Annotated in this window: 21 protein-coding genes; 20 read left to right on the top strand and 1 reads right to left on the bottom strand. The window is 69.7% G+C overall.

Annotated features, from left to right (window positions below):
- The first annotated feature begins 109 nt into the window (after window positions 1-109).
- From G537_RS0126300 to G537_RS0126280, 5 genes are read left to right on the top strand one after another with little or no spacing between them, the layout of a single operon-like run.
- Window positions 110-412, top strand: a complete 303-nt coding sequence (locus tag G537_RS0126300; RefSeq protein WP_026872646.1) for a hypothetical protein — start codon at window positions 110-112, stop codon at window positions 410-412.
- Between the two features lie 28 nt (window positions 413-440).
- Window positions 441-719 (top strand): LexA family protein, encoded by a 279-nt coding sequence (locus G537_RS39990; protein ID WP_162146151.1) that lies wholly within the window; start codon window positions 441-443, stop codon window positions 717-719.
- 8 nt (window positions 720-727) lie between these two features.
- Window positions 728-991: a hypothetical protein gene (locus G537_RS0126290; protein WP_026872644.1), complete on the top strand. Its 264-nt coding sequence runs from the start codon at window positions 728-730 to the stop codon at window positions 989-991.
- Window positions 992-1,003: 12 nt separating this feature from the next.
- A complete protein-coding gene (locus tag G537_RS0126285; protein ID WP_026872643.1) occupies window positions 1,004-1,420 on the top strand; it encodes a hypothetical protein in 417 nt (138 codons plus the stop codon).
- Window positions 1,410-1,895 (top strand): DnaA N-terminal domain-containing protein, encoded by a 486-nt coding sequence (locus G537_RS0126280; RefSeq protein ID WP_026872642.1) that lies wholly within the window; start codon window positions 1,410-1,412, stop codon window positions 1,893-1,895. The genes G537_RS0126285 and G537_RS0126280 overlap by 11 nt, the downstream gene beginning before the upstream one ends.
- A gap of 5 nt (window positions 1,896-1,900) precedes the next feature.
- Here the strand turns inward: G537_RS0126280 and G537_RS0126275 are convergent, their stop codons facing one another.
- Window positions 1,901-2,266, bottom strand: coding sequence for a hypothetical protein (locus tag G537_RS0126275; protein ID WP_026872641.1), 366 nt, complete (start codon window positions 2,264-2,266; stop codon window positions 1,901-1,903).
- Window positions 2,267-2,403: 137 nt separating this feature from the next.
- Here G537_RS0126275 and G537_RS42395 point away from each other — a divergent pair, with 137 nt between their 5' ends.
- The 15 genes from G537_RS42395 to G537_RS0126200 all read left to right on the top strand — a co-directional run bounded on the left by G537_RS42395 (window position 2,404) and on the right by G537_RS0126200 (window position 11,831).
- Window positions 2,404-2,817, top strand: a complete 414-nt coding sequence (locus tag G537_RS42395; RefSeq protein ID WP_051249158.1) for a regulatory protein GemA — start codon at window positions 2,404-2,406, stop codon at window positions 2,815-2,817.
- The gene (locus G537_RS0126265; RefSeq protein ID WP_026872640.1) at window positions 2,814-3,044 is read left to right on the top strand and encodes a hypothetical protein; all 231 of its coding nucleotides are present in this window, start codon (window positions 2,814-2,816) and stop codon (window positions 3,042-3,044) included. The genes G537_RS42395 and G537_RS0126265 overlap by 4 nt, the downstream gene beginning before the upstream one ends.
- A complete protein-coding gene (locus G537_RS0126260; RefSeq protein ID WP_026872639.1) occupies window positions 3,041-3,286 on the top strand; it encodes a hypothetical protein in 246 nt (81 codons plus the stop codon). The genes G537_RS0126265 and G537_RS0126260 overlap by 4 nt, the downstream gene beginning before the upstream one ends.
- On the top strand, window positions 3,283-3,936 hold the full coding sequence (locus G537_RS39980) for an MT-A70 family methyltransferase (protein WP_064742218.1): 654 nt from the start codon (window positions 3,283-3,285) through the stop codon (window positions 3,934-3,936). The genes G537_RS0126260 and G537_RS39980 overlap by 4 nt, the downstream gene beginning before the upstream one ends.
- Window positions 3,933-4,340: a hypothetical protein gene (locus tag G537_RS0126250; protein WP_026872638.1), complete on the top strand. Its 408-nt coding sequence runs from the start codon at window positions 3,933-3,935 to the stop codon at window positions 4,338-4,340. The genes G537_RS39980 and G537_RS0126250 overlap by 4 nt, the downstream gene beginning before the upstream one ends.
- 123 nt (window positions 4,341-4,463) lie before the next feature.
- Window positions 4,464-4,970: a glycoside hydrolase family 24 protein gene (locus G537_RS0126245; RefSeq protein WP_026872637.1), complete on the top strand. Its 507-nt coding sequence runs from the start codon at window positions 4,464-4,466 to the stop codon at window positions 4,968-4,970.
- The gene (locus G537_RS0126240) at window positions 4,967-5,407 is read left to right on the top strand and encodes a hypothetical protein (protein WP_026872636.1); all 441 of its coding nucleotides are present in this window, start codon (window positions 4,967-4,969) and stop codon (window positions 5,405-5,407) included. The genes G537_RS0126245 and G537_RS0126240 overlap by 4 nt, the downstream gene beginning before the upstream one ends.
- Before the next feature lie 12 nt (window positions 5,408-5,419).
- Window positions 5,420-5,605: a hypothetical protein gene (locus tag G537_RS0126235; protein WP_026872635.1), complete on the top strand. Its 186-nt coding sequence runs from the start codon at window positions 5,420-5,422 to the stop codon at window positions 5,603-5,605.
- A 131-nt stretch (window positions 5,606-5,736) separates the two neighbouring features.
- Window positions 5,737-5,964, top strand: coding sequence for a TraR/DksA C4-type zinc finger protein (locus tag G537_RS0126230; RefSeq protein WP_026872634.1), 228 nt, complete (start codon window positions 5,737-5,739; stop codon window positions 5,962-5,964).
- Entirely contained in the window at window positions 5,964-6,323 is a 360-nt protein-coding gene (locus G537_RS0126225) for a DUF2730 family protein (protein ID WP_026872633.1), read from the top strand. The genes G537_RS0126230 and G537_RS0126225 overlap by 1 nt, the downstream gene beginning before the upstream one ends.
- Complete coding sequence (locus G537_RS42390) at window positions 6,320-6,916, top strand: hypothetical protein (protein WP_051249157.1); 597 nt, start codon at window positions 6,320-6,322, stop codon at window positions 6,914-6,916. The genes G537_RS0126225 and G537_RS42390 overlap by 4 nt, the downstream gene beginning before the upstream one ends.
- Before the next feature lie 2 nt (window positions 6,917-6,918).
- Window positions 6,919-7,419 (top strand): DUF1804 family protein, encoded by a 501-nt coding sequence (locus tag G537_RS0126215; RefSeq protein ID WP_026872632.1) that lies wholly within the window; start codon window positions 6,919-6,921, stop codon window positions 7,417-7,419.
- A 2-nt stretch (window positions 7,420-7,421) separates the two neighbouring features.
- Window positions 7,422-9,068, top strand: a complete 1,647-nt coding sequence (gene terL / locus G537_RS39965) for a phage terminase large subunit (protein WP_051249156.1) — start codon at window positions 7,422-7,424, stop codon at window positions 9,066-9,068.
- Window positions 9,065-10,597, top strand: a complete 1,533-nt coding sequence (locus tag G537_RS39960) for a DUF935 domain-containing protein (RefSeq protein WP_081689053.1) — start codon at window positions 9,065-9,067, stop codon at window positions 10,595-10,597. The genes terL and G537_RS39960 overlap by 4 nt, the downstream gene beginning before the upstream one ends.
- The gene (locus G537_RS0126200) at window positions 10,587-11,831 is read left to right on the top strand and encodes a PBECR2 nuclease fold domain-containing protein (protein WP_026872631.1); all 1,245 of its coding nucleotides are present in this window, start codon (window positions 10,587-10,589) and stop codon (window positions 11,829-11,831) included. Before G537_RS39960 ends, G537_RS0126200 begins: the two co-directional genes overlap by 11 nt.
- The last annotated feature ends 120 nt before the right edge of the window (window positions 11,832-11,951 follow it).

Genomic DNA, 11,951 nt, shown 5'->3' with positions numbered 1-11,951 from the left:
TGCTTCGGCTCCTCGGGCTGCGCCGCCGGCCAGCCCCGATCCCCAACGCTCATCTTCTCGCCCTGCACATCGGCCGGGCGACGCCACCAGCCCCGAGGTCCTGACCACCATGACGATGCTGCTGCCCGAGGGTGTCCGCGCGGACATTCGGGTCTACCTGGTCAGCGCCGCCCGCGAAGAAATCGTGATCGACGTTCCGGGCGTCCGCTACCTCCCGCCCTTCGACACGCCGGCCGACCCGCTGGAGTTCCTGCGCCTGGTCCGCTGGCCGGGCGTGGGCCGAATACACGTCCGCGGGACCTGGCGCTTCATGACGAACGCCGAGATCGAGGACTACCTCAGCCGCGAGCGAGACGACGGCTTCAACGCCTGGGGCTGCGGCCCGGTGCCGGTGGAGCCCCGCAATGTCTAGCCTGGCTCCCGAGCCGGCCCCGGTCGGAATGGGTCTTACCAGGGCCATGGCCGACTGCATGCGCGTCATCCAGGAACTGATGGACCAATCGGGCGTCTGCCCGTCCTACCAGGAGCTGGCGGACGAGCTGGACATCCGGTCCAAGCACACCGTGCACTCAATAATCCACGGCCTGATCGAGCGCGGCTATCTCCGCCGACTGCCGTCCCGCCGCCGCGCGCTGGAGATCATCCGCCGCGTCCCCATGAACCTCGATGAACCGACCTTCGTCCTCTCCGCCGACCTGGCGGATAGGCGAGGCCAGTAGGAGGCACTATGCCCCGGCATCCCGACCCGATCGGACTGGACGAGATCACGCGCGCGCTCCATCGAGCGGGCGAAGGCAAGGGCGTCCAGCTGGCCTGCCTAATCAAGCGCTGCAGCCGCGAGGATCTGGCCGTCGCCTTCTCTCGCTACGGGACCGACCTTGGCCAGGCGCTGGCCATGGTCAGCGGCCGACAGCAGGCGCGGCAGGAAGTCGCCGCCATGCGCGCTCGCGCCCGCAGCCGCGCCGACCGCGCGGAACGGCGGGACCGGTAGGAGGCAGCGGCGATGACCGGACTCGAAGCGGCCTTGTGCCAGTTTCGGCTCAACAGGATCTATCAGCAGACCCGCGGCCTGTCGCGGTCGGCCAAGTCCGCGGCCAATGAAACCGTGTTCGCAATCGCCGCCGCGTTCATGCGCCTGCAGACGCCGGCCCGCGCCATCCCGGAGCTGGCGATCACCGAAGACGATGCTCGGGCGCTGATCGCCGGCACCATCGAGATCATGGAAGGCGCCGGCATCGCCCGGCCCGACATCGCCGCCATCTTCAACACCATCATCCGCGGCCTGCCGGCGCCGGCCGCGCACCCACCCCTTGCCATCCCCGAGATCCCGAACGGCTTCGTGCTGGTGCGCGACGACGTACTGACGTCGCTGGCGGCCGGCGCGCCCGTCTCGGCGACGGAGACCAGCAATGCCCCGTAAGCCCCCCGACGATCCCGTTTTCGACGCCTTCTGGGCCGTCTATCCCGCGCGGCGACCGAACCCGCGAGAGCGGGCGCGGAAGCTGTTCAACGCCTTGATCAAGGCCGGCACCGTGACCGCTGAGGAGCTGACCGCTGCGGCCCGTGCTTATGCGGCCGAGAGGCGCGCGGCGAAGGCGGACCCGAAATTCAACTGGATGGCCTCGACGTTCCTCGCCGACGAGCGCTGGCGCGACTACCTGGCGGCGGAGGAGGCGGCCGAGGCGCCGCCGACGCCGGGCGTCCATCCATTCGCCGGCCTTGTCGACCGGGTCGGCATCAAGAAGTGGTCGACGTGGTTCCGGCCGCTGCGGCTGGAGCGGCACGGCGAACTGCACATTATCGTCGCGCCGACCAGGTTCCATGCCGACCGAGTCCGGGCCGACTTCGAGCAACTGCTCCGCCAGCTGCTGGGCGAGATCGAGGTGCGGCCGTGAGCAAGTCAGTGAGTGGCGAGGCTGCGCGCCTCACCAGCGCACCGGATGCTCCTCGTGGCGGGTGGGTATGTCACAATCAAATCGCGATAGCAGGCAATGACAGCCTCACAGGTTGCCCGAAGCCCCGCGCTTATCGCATCAGCATCGCTGGCGCTCTCCTCGGCCAGCATAAAGAGCACTTGCTCGATCTCATACAACTGGACCGATCGGACCTCCCAGCTCCGCTCACCTTCGGGCCGATGCGGGTCCAAGATGGCGTCATAGAGTCCATTAAGCCACTCGGCCAATGTGTTGACATCTCCAATGACGGCCGGGCGACCATCCCTGCGTCGAAAGGAAATGGGCGGCTCGATCCGGGTGAGGCCGTACATCGCGCACTCTCCTTTCATCGCGCATTCTCTTCACCCCCCAACCGACCAATAAGGATTCCAGCCCCCGGAGTTCCCCGCAACCGGCTCAACGCACCGAAGCCGAGGACTGGCACGTTTCCTCGTCGGGAGGTCGCGGAATGACGCGCGCTCTCCTGATCGCCAAAGTCCATGTGGCCAAGAAGCAACTGGGGCTGGATGACGACACCTATCGCGACGTGCTGCGCCGTGCCACTGGCCGGGACAGCGCGGCCGACCTCAATGACGTCCAGCTCGGCAACGTCATCCGCGAATTCGTCCGGCTCGGATGGAAGGGCGGTGCCGACCTGCGTACCGGCCGGACGCCGGCCGGCCGCCTGATCCGCGTCCTCTGGCGCGAGGCGTCCCGAGAGAAATCGGAGGCGTCCCTCCGCTCCATGATCCGCCGCGTCCTCGGCCTGGCCGACGACGTGATCCCCGACCCCGACATGCTGACCGTCGCCGACGCCACCAAGGTGGTCGAGGCGCTCAAGGCCATGAAGCGCCAGGCGGCGAAGCGAGGAGCCGACCAATGAACAGCCAACAGCGGAACCACCTTTTCCAGGTCGTGATGGACCGTCTCATGGCCCATGGCATCAAGTCGTCTTCGGCCGAAGTCTACGCGACCGATATTGTCGCGAGGGCATCCGCCACCTGGCCGCCATCGGCGCCGCCGCTCTACCGAGCCGACCCCAACGGCTCCGTTCACGTCGTCGAATGCGAGCGCTGCCAGTCCTCGCCGGCGGCGGAGCGGCGTCCGTGACCCGACCGCGCGAGAAGCTGCGGCTGGTTCCGCAAACGGTGCAGCTCATCGACCAACTGGCCGAACACAGCCCCATCCTGGCCGCTGATCGCCAATGGTGGTGGTCCCTGGTCGGCGCCCTGCAGCGGGAGCGCCTGGTCACTGTCCTGCTCGGCCGCGAGCGGGGCGTGACCTCGGCCCGAATTGCCTGGACGCAAGCCGGCGCCGAAGCGGCATGCCAAGCCAGGGAGGCGTCGCGGTGACCCCCTGGCCCTTCGGCGCCCTGCAGATGTTCGGCTACGGGCTGGTGCTCGCCGATCCGCCCTGGCTGTACGAGATCTATTCGGAGAAGGGCCAGGCGAAGTCGGCCCAGGCGCATTACGAGTGCATGCCGACCGACGAGATCGCCGCGCTCAACGCCGGGCGCCTGGCCGGCCGGGACGCCATCTGCCTGATGTGGGCGACCTTCCCGATGCTGCCGGATGCGCTGCGCGTGATGGCGGCCTGGGGTTTCGATTACAAATCGGGGGCATCGTGGGCGAAGCGGTCCAGCCGCAATCGGGGCTGGGCTTTCGGCTCCGGCTACATCTTCCGCAGCGCGTCCGAGCTGCTGCTGCTCGGCACCACCGGCGCCCCCGAGATCCTGTCGAAATCCGTCCGAAACCTCATCGTCGCCCCGGTGCGGGGGCACAGCCGCAAGCCCGACCAGGTCTACGAGCTGGCGGAGGCGCTTTCCCGCGGCCCCTATGTCGAGCTGTTCGGGCGCCAGCGCCGCAAGGGGTGGGCTGCCTGGGGCAACGAGACCGACAAGTTCACGTTCGGCGACGACACCGTTAGCGCGCCACGGAAGCCGGCGCCGCTAACGCCGGTGCCGGCGCCGCTGCTCGACCTGTGCGCGAGGGCGACGGCATGAACGCGCTGCCGCCCGTCACGCCGGAATACTTCCCCGGCCTGCTCTACGGACTGGCCGTCCGCGGCTACGTGAAGGAGGCGCGCGCCCTGGCGAAGGTCTGGGGCGGCGGCAAGCGCTATATCCCGAGCCCGGCCGAGGTGCGCGAGACCTCGCCACTGGTCGGCATCATCGGCCTGGAGGCGACCCGCGTGCTTGCCGAGATGTACGGCCCGAGCCACCGGGCCATCCCGCGGGCCTGCGGCGTCGGCGCGCTGGTCCGCGAGATCCTGCAGCACCCCGGCGGGACGCGGGCCTGCGCGCGCGACCTCGGCTGCACGGAGGAATGGGTGCGGCGCGTCCGGAACAAGCGCGGGCGCGGCGAGGGGCAGCCCGATCTGTTTGGTGATCCTGGCCGCTCGTCGTAAGCTCGCGTCGAAGCTCATCAGCCTCTGCCCCAACCCTTGGGGCAACCGGCCGCCCTAGGGGCGGCGCTTTTATGTCGGGCACCAGGCGGCCGAGCCGCCCCCTCTGCGGAGCCGTGCCCGACCATGCCGCGCCTGTCCCTTCGAGAACTTGGCTCTTCGAATGTCGCCGCCTTCCTCGACATGCTGGCCTATTCCGAGGGCACCAGGACGATCGCGAGCAGCGACGACGGCTACAACGTCCTGGTCGGCGGGACGCTGTTCCACAGCTACGCCGCGCACCCGCGCATCTTCGTCAAGCTGCCCCGGTACAAGATCACGTCGTCCGCGGCGGGACGGTACCAGTTCCTCGCCCGCACCTGGGACGAGCTGGCGGCGCGGCTTCGGCTCCGCGATTTCTCGCCGGAGGCCCAGGACCGCGCCGCGGTCGAGCTGATCCGCGGCCGGCGCGCGCTGGACGCGGTCAAGGCCGGACGCATCGCCGAGGCGATCGACCGCTGCCGCACCATCTGGGCCAGCCTTCCCGGCGCCGGCTACGGCCAGCGCGAACACAAGCTTGAGCGGCTGCTCGACGCCTATGTCGCCGCCGGCGGCTCGCTTGCCGACACCACCACCCCCAAGGAGCGGAAATGATCTCCCTGCGGCCCCTGGCCATCTGGGCGGCGCTCGTCCTGCTGCTGCTCGTCGTCGCGCCCGTCGCCTTCGCCGGCGATGGCGCCGTCATCGACCTGACCCCGACCATCGACTACGTCGTCGGCCTGGTCGTGTCCGTCCTCGGCGCCGGCGTCGCTGCCGTCATCGGCTGGGTCGCCAAGCTGCTGCGGCTCAAGGCCGAAGACGCCGTCCGGACCTATCTCGACACGATCGCGGCCCGCGCCGTCACCTTCGCCCGAAACCGCCTCCTCGAGCTGGGCCATGACCTCTCGAAGATCGAGGTTCGGGACCAGTGGATTGCCGACGCCGGCAACTACCTGGCGCGCTCGGCGCCGGATGCCCTGAAGCGGTTCGGCCTGACCGAGGATCGCCTGGCCGACTACATCCGGGCGCGCCTGCCGGCGCCGGGCTCCTGACCGGCGGCGCCGATGTGGGGCGACGTTGTCCAGGGACTGGTGGAGCTGTTCCGCGCGCTGCTGGTCCCGTTCCTCGCCTGGCAGGCCGCGGAAGGCGCCCAGGCCACCCGAAACGCCGAAATCCTGGCCCGCCAGAATGAAATCGCTGCCCGCCCTGATGTGCCTGACGCTGATCTCGACCGCTGGCTGCGCTCCTAGCGGCGTCTGCCCGGCCTTTCCGAGGCCCGGGGCCGGCGTCGCGGACGAGCTGGCGGCGCCGCCGCCCAAACCCGCGACGCGCGCCTGGTACCAGGATCTCAAGCGGCTCGACGAGCAGCTGCAGGCTTGCCGTGGCTGACGAGATCGACCGCGCCGCCGAGCTGGTCGAGCGCTTCCACGCGGAGGCGCTCGACCCGCACCGCCGCAGACGGCGGCGCGAGGCCGGCGCCGAGGATGCCGGGCCGCGCGACTGCCTCGATTGCGAGGAGCCGATTCCGCCCGAGCGCCGCAAGGCCGCGCCCTGGTCGCGCCGCTGCGCCGACTGCCAATCCCTGGTCGAGCGCGGGGGGCGCTCCTGATGGCCGACTTCTTCGAGCTGCTGCGGCAGCACTGGTTCTGGATCAGCGGCGTGGTCTCGCTGGGCGGCGCCCTCGGCGTTCTGCTGCTGAGCACCCGCTTCGCCCAATCGGACGCGGTCGACCAGATCGCCGGCCGGGTCGGCGCACTGGAGCGGCGGGCCGACCTGACCGACGAGCGCATGCGCCATATGCCCACCGGCGAGGACATGAAGGCCCTGCAGGCGGCGCTGGCCGTGCAGAACGCCTCGATCGAGAAGCTCAACGCGAAGTCCGAGGCCCAGGCCGGGACGCTGCTCGCGATCTCCGAGCAGCTGGCCATGCTGACCCGCCATCTCCTCGACCGCGGAGGCGAGAAGTGATCCCGCTGGCCGAGCGTCTGGCCGAGCACCGCCGCCTCGCCATCCTGCGCTGCCTCGCCGACCAGCCGGCCGAGGAGCGGGAGCGCCTGCTGATCCTCGCGGTTCTGGTCCTGCTGCCGCAGGGCGCCGGCAACGTCTCGCTGCTGCGCGACCTGACCCTCGACGCCGGCGCGCCGATCCTCCGCGACAAGATCCTGGCGCACGCCGCCTGGCTGGCCGATCACGGCCTGGTCGTCACCGGCCGGGACCAGAGCGGCGTCGACACCCTGGCGGTGACCGAACGCGGCGCCGAGATCGCCGAAGGCCGGCGCGCCTGGCCGGGTGTGGCGCCCGTGGCCAATCTCGATTGGCTGTGCTCCCGGCTGGCCAGCCTGGCCGTCGCCGCAAATCGGGCCGAGGTCGAGGCGGACATCGCCTTCCTGGCCGGCGCGGGGCTGGTCGACGCCAGCGCCGCCGGCCCCATGCTGGTGCTGACCGGCCGTGGCGGAGACGTGGCCGCGGGCCGCGAGGTGGTGGCGGGCGTGCGCAAGCCGTCCTTCGGCGCCGTGATGCGCGCCGGCGCGGCTGCGGCGCGCTCGATCCTGGAGCGCTGAGCATGGCACACGCCCAGGAAGTCAAGACCGCCGTCCGCGGCTCCTACATCTACGAGCGGATGTCGCTGGAACAGGCGGCGGCGAAGCATGACGTCCCGGTTGCCACCATCCGGCGATGGAAGAGCCTGGCCGCCGCCATGGGCGACGATTGGGACAAGGCGCGCGGCGCCGCGGCACTATCGACGTCCGGGGCCGGCATGATCGCTCAGGTCGTGCTGACCGACTTCCTGACGCTGCACCAGGCCACGATGGCGCAGCTGCTGGACGCGGACGACGTTGCCCCGCTGGACAAGGCCGAGGCGATCAGCCGTCTGTCGGACGCCTTCCACAAGACCATGGCCGCGGTTGCCCGCGCCGCGCCGGACCTCGGCCGCTACGCCGTCGCGACCGAGCTGCTGCAGCTGCTCGCCGTCTTCGTCCGCGAGAAGTTCCCGCAGCACGCCGAGGCGCTGGCCGAGGTGCTGGAGCCGTTCGCCGGCCATGTCGCTGAGCGGTATGGCTGACGATGGCGAAGCCCGCGTCGAAACAAACGAAGTCCGCCGACTTCCTGGCGGCGATGGCGGCGCTGTCCGCCGAGATCCGCCAGGAGATCGAGAACAAGGTCCAGGGCTTCAGCCCCGACCCGGTGGCGCAGCGAGAGCGCAAGAAGCGGGCAGCCGTCGATTTCGACTACTTCTGCGCGACCTACTTTCCGCACTACGTCACCAGCGCCGCCAGCGGCTTCCACACCTGGCTCTATGCCACGCTGCCGGGGCTGATCCACAACCCGGCAAAGACGGCCGGCGCCCGCGAGGCCATCGCGGCGCCGCGCGGCAACGCCAAGACGACGCATGGCCAGATGTTCATCCTCTGGTGCATCGTCCATGGGTACAAACGGTTCCCCGTGGTGATGTCGGACGCCAGCGACCAGGCGGCCGCCATCCTGGAGGGGATCAAGGTCGAGCTGGAGGTCAACCCTCGGCTCGCCCAGGACTTCCCCGACGCCACCGGCCCCGGCCGGGTCTGGCAGGTCGGCGTCATCGTCACCCGCAACCAGGTCAAGGTGCAGGCTTTCGGCAGCGGCAAGCGGCTGCGCGGCGTGCGCCATGGCGCCTACCGGCCCGACCTCTGCTGGCTCGACGATCTGGAGAACGACGAGAACGTCCGCAGCCCGGAGCAACGCGACAAGCTCGAAGCCTGGATCGACAAGGCGGTCGAGCCGCTGGGGCCGCCGGACGGCTCCATGGACATCATCTATGTCGGGACGATCCTGCACTACGATGCTGTCCTGGCCCGCAAGCTGCGCAACCCGCTGTGGCGAGCGACCGTCTTCCGCGCGATCGTCCGCTGGCCCGACCGGATGGACCTGTGGGAGCGGTGGGAGGAGGTTCTCCGCAACGACGGCGAGCCGGCCGCCGACGCCTTCCATGCCGAGAACCGGGAGCTGATGGAGGCCGGCGCCGAAGTGCTGTGGCCGGCCGTCCAGCCCTTCGTCAAGCTCATGAAGATCCGGGTCCGCATCAAGGTCGGCCCGTTCGACTGCGAATATCAGAACGACCCGGTCAGCAGCGACGATGCGCTGTTCGGCAAGGTGACGTTCTGGGTCTCGCGCCTGGCGCATTGGATGATGTTCGGCGCCTGCGATCCCAGCCTCGGGAAGCAGAACCGCGGGCGCGACCCGTCCGCCCTCCTGGTCGGCGGCCTCAACCGCGAGACCGGCATCCTCGACGTGGTCGAGGCCCGGATCGCCCGCCGGCTGCCGGACAAGATCATCGAGGACGTCATCGCTCTGCAGCGCGAGCACCGGTGCCTGGTCTGGGGTGTCGAGGCGGTGCAGTTCCAGGAGTTCTTTCGGACCGAGTTGGTGCGGCGCTCCGCCGAGCGGGGCGTCCCGGTCCCCGCCGTGCCGATCATGACCAAGTCGGACAAGGCACTCCGCATCGAGAGCCTGCAGCCGCACGTGGCCAACGGCCTCATCCGCTTTCACCCGTCGCAGACGGTGCTGCTCGATCAGCTCCGCCACTACCCGAAGGGCGACCATGACGACGGCCCCGACGCCCTCGAAATGCTGTGGGTGCTGGCCATCAAGCGCATGCGCATGACGGCGGGCATCCAGCGCGCAGGCGCCCCGCCGATGCCTTACGAACAGATCCACAACGGGTTCGCGCGATGACTGACACCTCCGCAACGGCGCCGGCGGTGACCCGCATCGGCGAGGTCGCGACCGCCAGGCTGGACATCACCATCCTGGGCTGGGGCGACATCCTCCGGCCGCAGGATGACATCCTCGCCCAGCGCAGCGTCGGGAAGGGCCTAAAGCTGTATGAGGACCTGGCGCGCGACGCCCGCGCCGGCGCCGTGCTCGACAAGCGCAAGCGGGCCGTGGTGGCGCGTGACTGGACGGTGACGCCGGGCGGGCCGAAGCGGGCGGACAAGCAGGCGGCGAAGCTGGCCGAGCGCGTCCTGGATGGCGAGTGGGGCCTCGCCTTCGACAAGCTCTGCCTCGATCTGCTCGACGCCCAGCTCAAGGGCTATGCCGTCAGCGAGCTGATCTGGGAGATGCGGGACGGATTCGCCGTCCCGGTGCAGGCCAAGGCGCGAGATCCGCGCCGCTTCGTGTTCAGCCGGGATTGGGAGCTGCGGCTCCTGACCCCGGAGAACCAGCTCGACGGGATGGCGCTGCCGCCCCGGAAATTCCTGGTGCATCGCTTCGGCACCAGCTTCGACCCCTACGGCCTCGGTCTCGGGCATCGCCTGTTCTGGCCGATCTTCTTCAAGCGGAATTCGTTGCAGTTCTGGGCGAGATTCTGCGAGCGGTTCGGGACGCCCTTCATCAAGGGCACCGCCGCCCCCGGCCAGGACCCTGGCGAGCTGCTCAAGCACCTCATCGGCCTCGGCCAGGACAGTGCGATTGCCGTTCCCGATGGAACGCTCGTCGAGCTGCTCGACGGCGCCAAGTCGGCCGGCGTCGACACCTATGAGAAGTTCTGCCGCTACCTGGACGAACAGATCTCCGAGGCCGTGCTCGGCGAAACGCTCTCGACCAATGTCGGCCAGGCCGGCAGCCGGGCCGCGAGCCAGACGCACAACGAGGTCCGGCAGGATCTCTGCGACGGCGACTGCGATGAGCTGTCGGCCACGCTGAACGGCCAGCTGCTGACCTGGCTGACCGAGGCCAACTATCCCGATGCCGCGCCGCCGACCGTCTGGCGCCCCCGGCCGGAGAACCGGAAGGAGAATGCGGAGACGGACAAGGCCGAGACCGACGCCAAGTCTGCCGCGGTCGACTATGTCGAACGGATGCGGCGGGCCGGCTACGAACCCGAGGACCCCGACGCCGAGTTCGTCGACCAGGCCAAGGGCCGGTGGTTCTTCGTCGGCCGGCCGGCACCGGAGGTGACGCCGCCGCCGGCCGTGCAGCAACAGCCGGCCGCCTTCGCGACGCCGGCCGAGCGCGATCCGGCCGACGATCTCGTCGACCAGGTTGAGGAGACGGCCGGCCCGGCGCTGGACCAGATGATCGACGCGATCAAGGGCGAGCTGGACGAGTCCGTGAGGCTGCGCGAGACGCCGGCGCAGTTCGCCGAGCGGCTGGCCCGGCTGGAGTCGACCGTGCCGATCGACGGCTTGGCCGAGCTGCTGCGCGACGGCCTGGCGCTGTCGGCCGTGACCGGCATGGGCGACCAGCTCGATGGCCGGTGAAGCCGTCCAGGTCGCTGCGGCGCCGGTCCACTTCGTCGAGGCGATCGACTACTTCCGCAGCAAGGTGAACCTGCCGACCAATAGCTGGTCGGACCTGATGCACCAGGCGCACACCCGCGCATTCTCCGTCGCGGGCGCGACGTCGACCGCTTTGCTCGCCGACTTCCGGGAGGCCCTGGACCGCGCGATCTCGGCCGGCGGCACGCTGGAGACCTTCCGCCAGGACTTCGACCGGATCGTCGCCCAGCATGGCTGGGCCTATCGCGGCGGCCGGAACTGGCGCAGCCGTGTCATCTTCGAGACCAATGTGCGCATGGCGTACAGCTCGGGCCGATGGCAGCAGGCCCAGCGGCTGAAGGCGACCAGGCCCTATGCTCGCTATGTCGACGTCCATGATTCACGCACCAGGCCGGAACACTACGCCTGGCACGACATCATCCTGCCGATCGATCATCCGTGGTGGCGTACCCACTGGCCGCCCAACGGCTGGAACTGCAGGTGCCATGCCCAGAGCCTGTCGGAGCGGGACCTCAAGCGCTTCGGCCTGAAGGTCACCATCGACCCGCCCGAGATCGAGATGGAGCCGCGCGAGGTGCGCGCGCCGGACGGCTCGGTCGAGACCGTCTGGACGCCGAAGGGCATCGACACCGGCTTCGGCTACAACCCCGGCGACAGCTGGATGCGGGGCGTCACCCCGCCCGAGCTGCGCAAGCCGCTGCCGCCGCCGGACGTGCCCGCTCCAGCGTCTCCGCCTCCGCCGATGCCGGCGCCGCAAGACCCTGGTGTCACGTCGATGCCGGACGGCCTCGCAGAGGAGGACTATGTCCGCGCGTTCTTGCGGCCGTTCGGCGCCGATATAGGCCGGTCCGTTGTCTGGCGCGATCCGAGCGGATCGCGGATCACTCTTTCCGACGAGCTGTTCCGCAACAGCCGGGGCGAGCTGAAGGTGACCAAGTTCGATCGCCACCGGCAGATTCTCGCCCTCGCGATGGCCATCCTCGATCCCGACGAGATCTGGGTGGACTGGCAGAACATCGCCCCGAAGGACACGCCACCGAAATGGCGCCTGCGCCGGCGCTACATCCGCCGGTTCGACATGGACGGGCGCAAGGGCGGGATCGCCATCTTCGGTTGGATGGACCAGGGCTGGAGCGGCGCGACGGCGTTTCCGCCGGATACGGTCTCGTATCTCGATCGCCAGCGCACGGGAGTGCTGCTGTACCAGCGTCCATGATGACGGCCGGGAACCCGCCCCCCGGCCTGCCCCACGCCTTAACGATGCCGGGCGGTGCGGCTCAGTCGTGGCGGCAGTAGAAGACTACCATAGCAGGTCGCAGCTTGCCATGGCATGCTG

Source organism: Inquilinus limosus DSM 16000 (assembly GCF_000423185.1).
In the GTDB taxonomy this organism is placed as follows: Bacteria; Pseudomonadota; Alphaproteobacteria; order DSM-16000; family Inquilinaceae; genus Inquilinus; species Inquilinus limosus.
Note: the sequence above shows the minus strand (reverse complement) of the source record. Positions and strands in the feature narration are given on the sequence as shown.

Coding starts and splice junctions, on each gene's coding strand:
- G537_RS0126300 (WP_026872646.1), top strand. CDS start 110: ATGACGATGCTGCTGCCCGAGGGTGTCCGCGCGGACATTCGGGTCTAC.
- G537_RS39990 (WP_162146151.1), top strand. CDS start 441: ATGGGTCTTACCAGGGCCATGGCCGACTGCATGCGCGTCATCCAGGAA.
- G537_RS0126290 (WP_026872644.1), top strand. CDS start 728: ATGCCCCGGCATCCCGACCCGATCGGACTGGACGAGATCACGCGCGCG.
- G537_RS0126285 (WP_026872643.1), top strand. CDS start 1,004: ATGACCGGACTCGAAGCGGCCTTGTGCCAGTTTCGGCTCAACAGGATC.
- G537_RS0126280 (WP_026872642.1), top strand. CDS start 1,410: ATGCCCCGTAAGCCCCCCGACGATCCCGTTTTCGACGCCTTCTGGGCC.
- G537_RS0126275 (WP_026872641.1), bottom strand. CDS start 2,266: ATGTACGGCCTCACCCGGATCGAGCCGCCCATTTCCTTTCGACGCAGG.
- G537_RS42395 (WP_051249158.1), top strand. CDS start 2,404: ATGACGCGCGCTCTCCTGATCGCCAAAGTCCATGTGGCCAAGAAGCAA.
- G537_RS0126265 (WP_026872640.1), top strand. CDS start 2,814: ATGAACAGCCAACAGCGGAACCACCTTTTCCAGGTCGTGATGGACCGT.
- G537_RS0126250 (WP_026872638.1), top strand. CDS start 3,933: ATGAACGCGCTGCCGCCCGTCACGCCGGAATACTTCCCCGGCCTGCTC.
- G537_RS0126245 (WP_026872637.1), top strand. CDS start 4,464: ATGCCGCGCCTGTCCCTTCGAGAACTTGGCTCTTCGAATGTCGCCGCC.
- G537_RS0126240 (WP_026872636.1), top strand. CDS start 4,967: ATGATCTCCCTGCGGCCCCTGGCCATCTGGGCGGCGCTCGTCCTGCTG.
- G537_RS0126235 (WP_026872635.1), top strand. CDS start 5,420: ATGTGGGGCGACGTTGTCCAGGGACTGGTGGAGCTGTTCCGCGCGCTG.
- G537_RS0126225 (WP_026872633.1), top strand. CDS start 5,964: ATGGCCGACTTCTTCGAGCTGCTGCGGCAGCACTGGTTCTGGATCAGC.
- G537_RS0126215 (WP_026872632.1), top strand. CDS start 6,919: ATGGCACACGCCCAGGAAGTCAAGACCGCCGTCCGCGGCTCCTACATC.
- terL (WP_051249156.1), top strand. CDS start 7,422: ATGGCGAAGCCCGCGTCGAAACAAACGAAGTCCGCCGACTTCCTGGCG.
- G537_RS39960 (WP_081689053.1), top strand. CDS start 9,065: ATGACTGACACCTCCGCAACGGCGCCGGCGGTGACCCGCATCGGCGAG.
- G537_RS0126200 (WP_026872631.1), top strand. CDS start 10,587: ATGGCCGGTGAAGCCGTCCAGGTCGCTGCGGCGCCGGTCCACTTCGTC.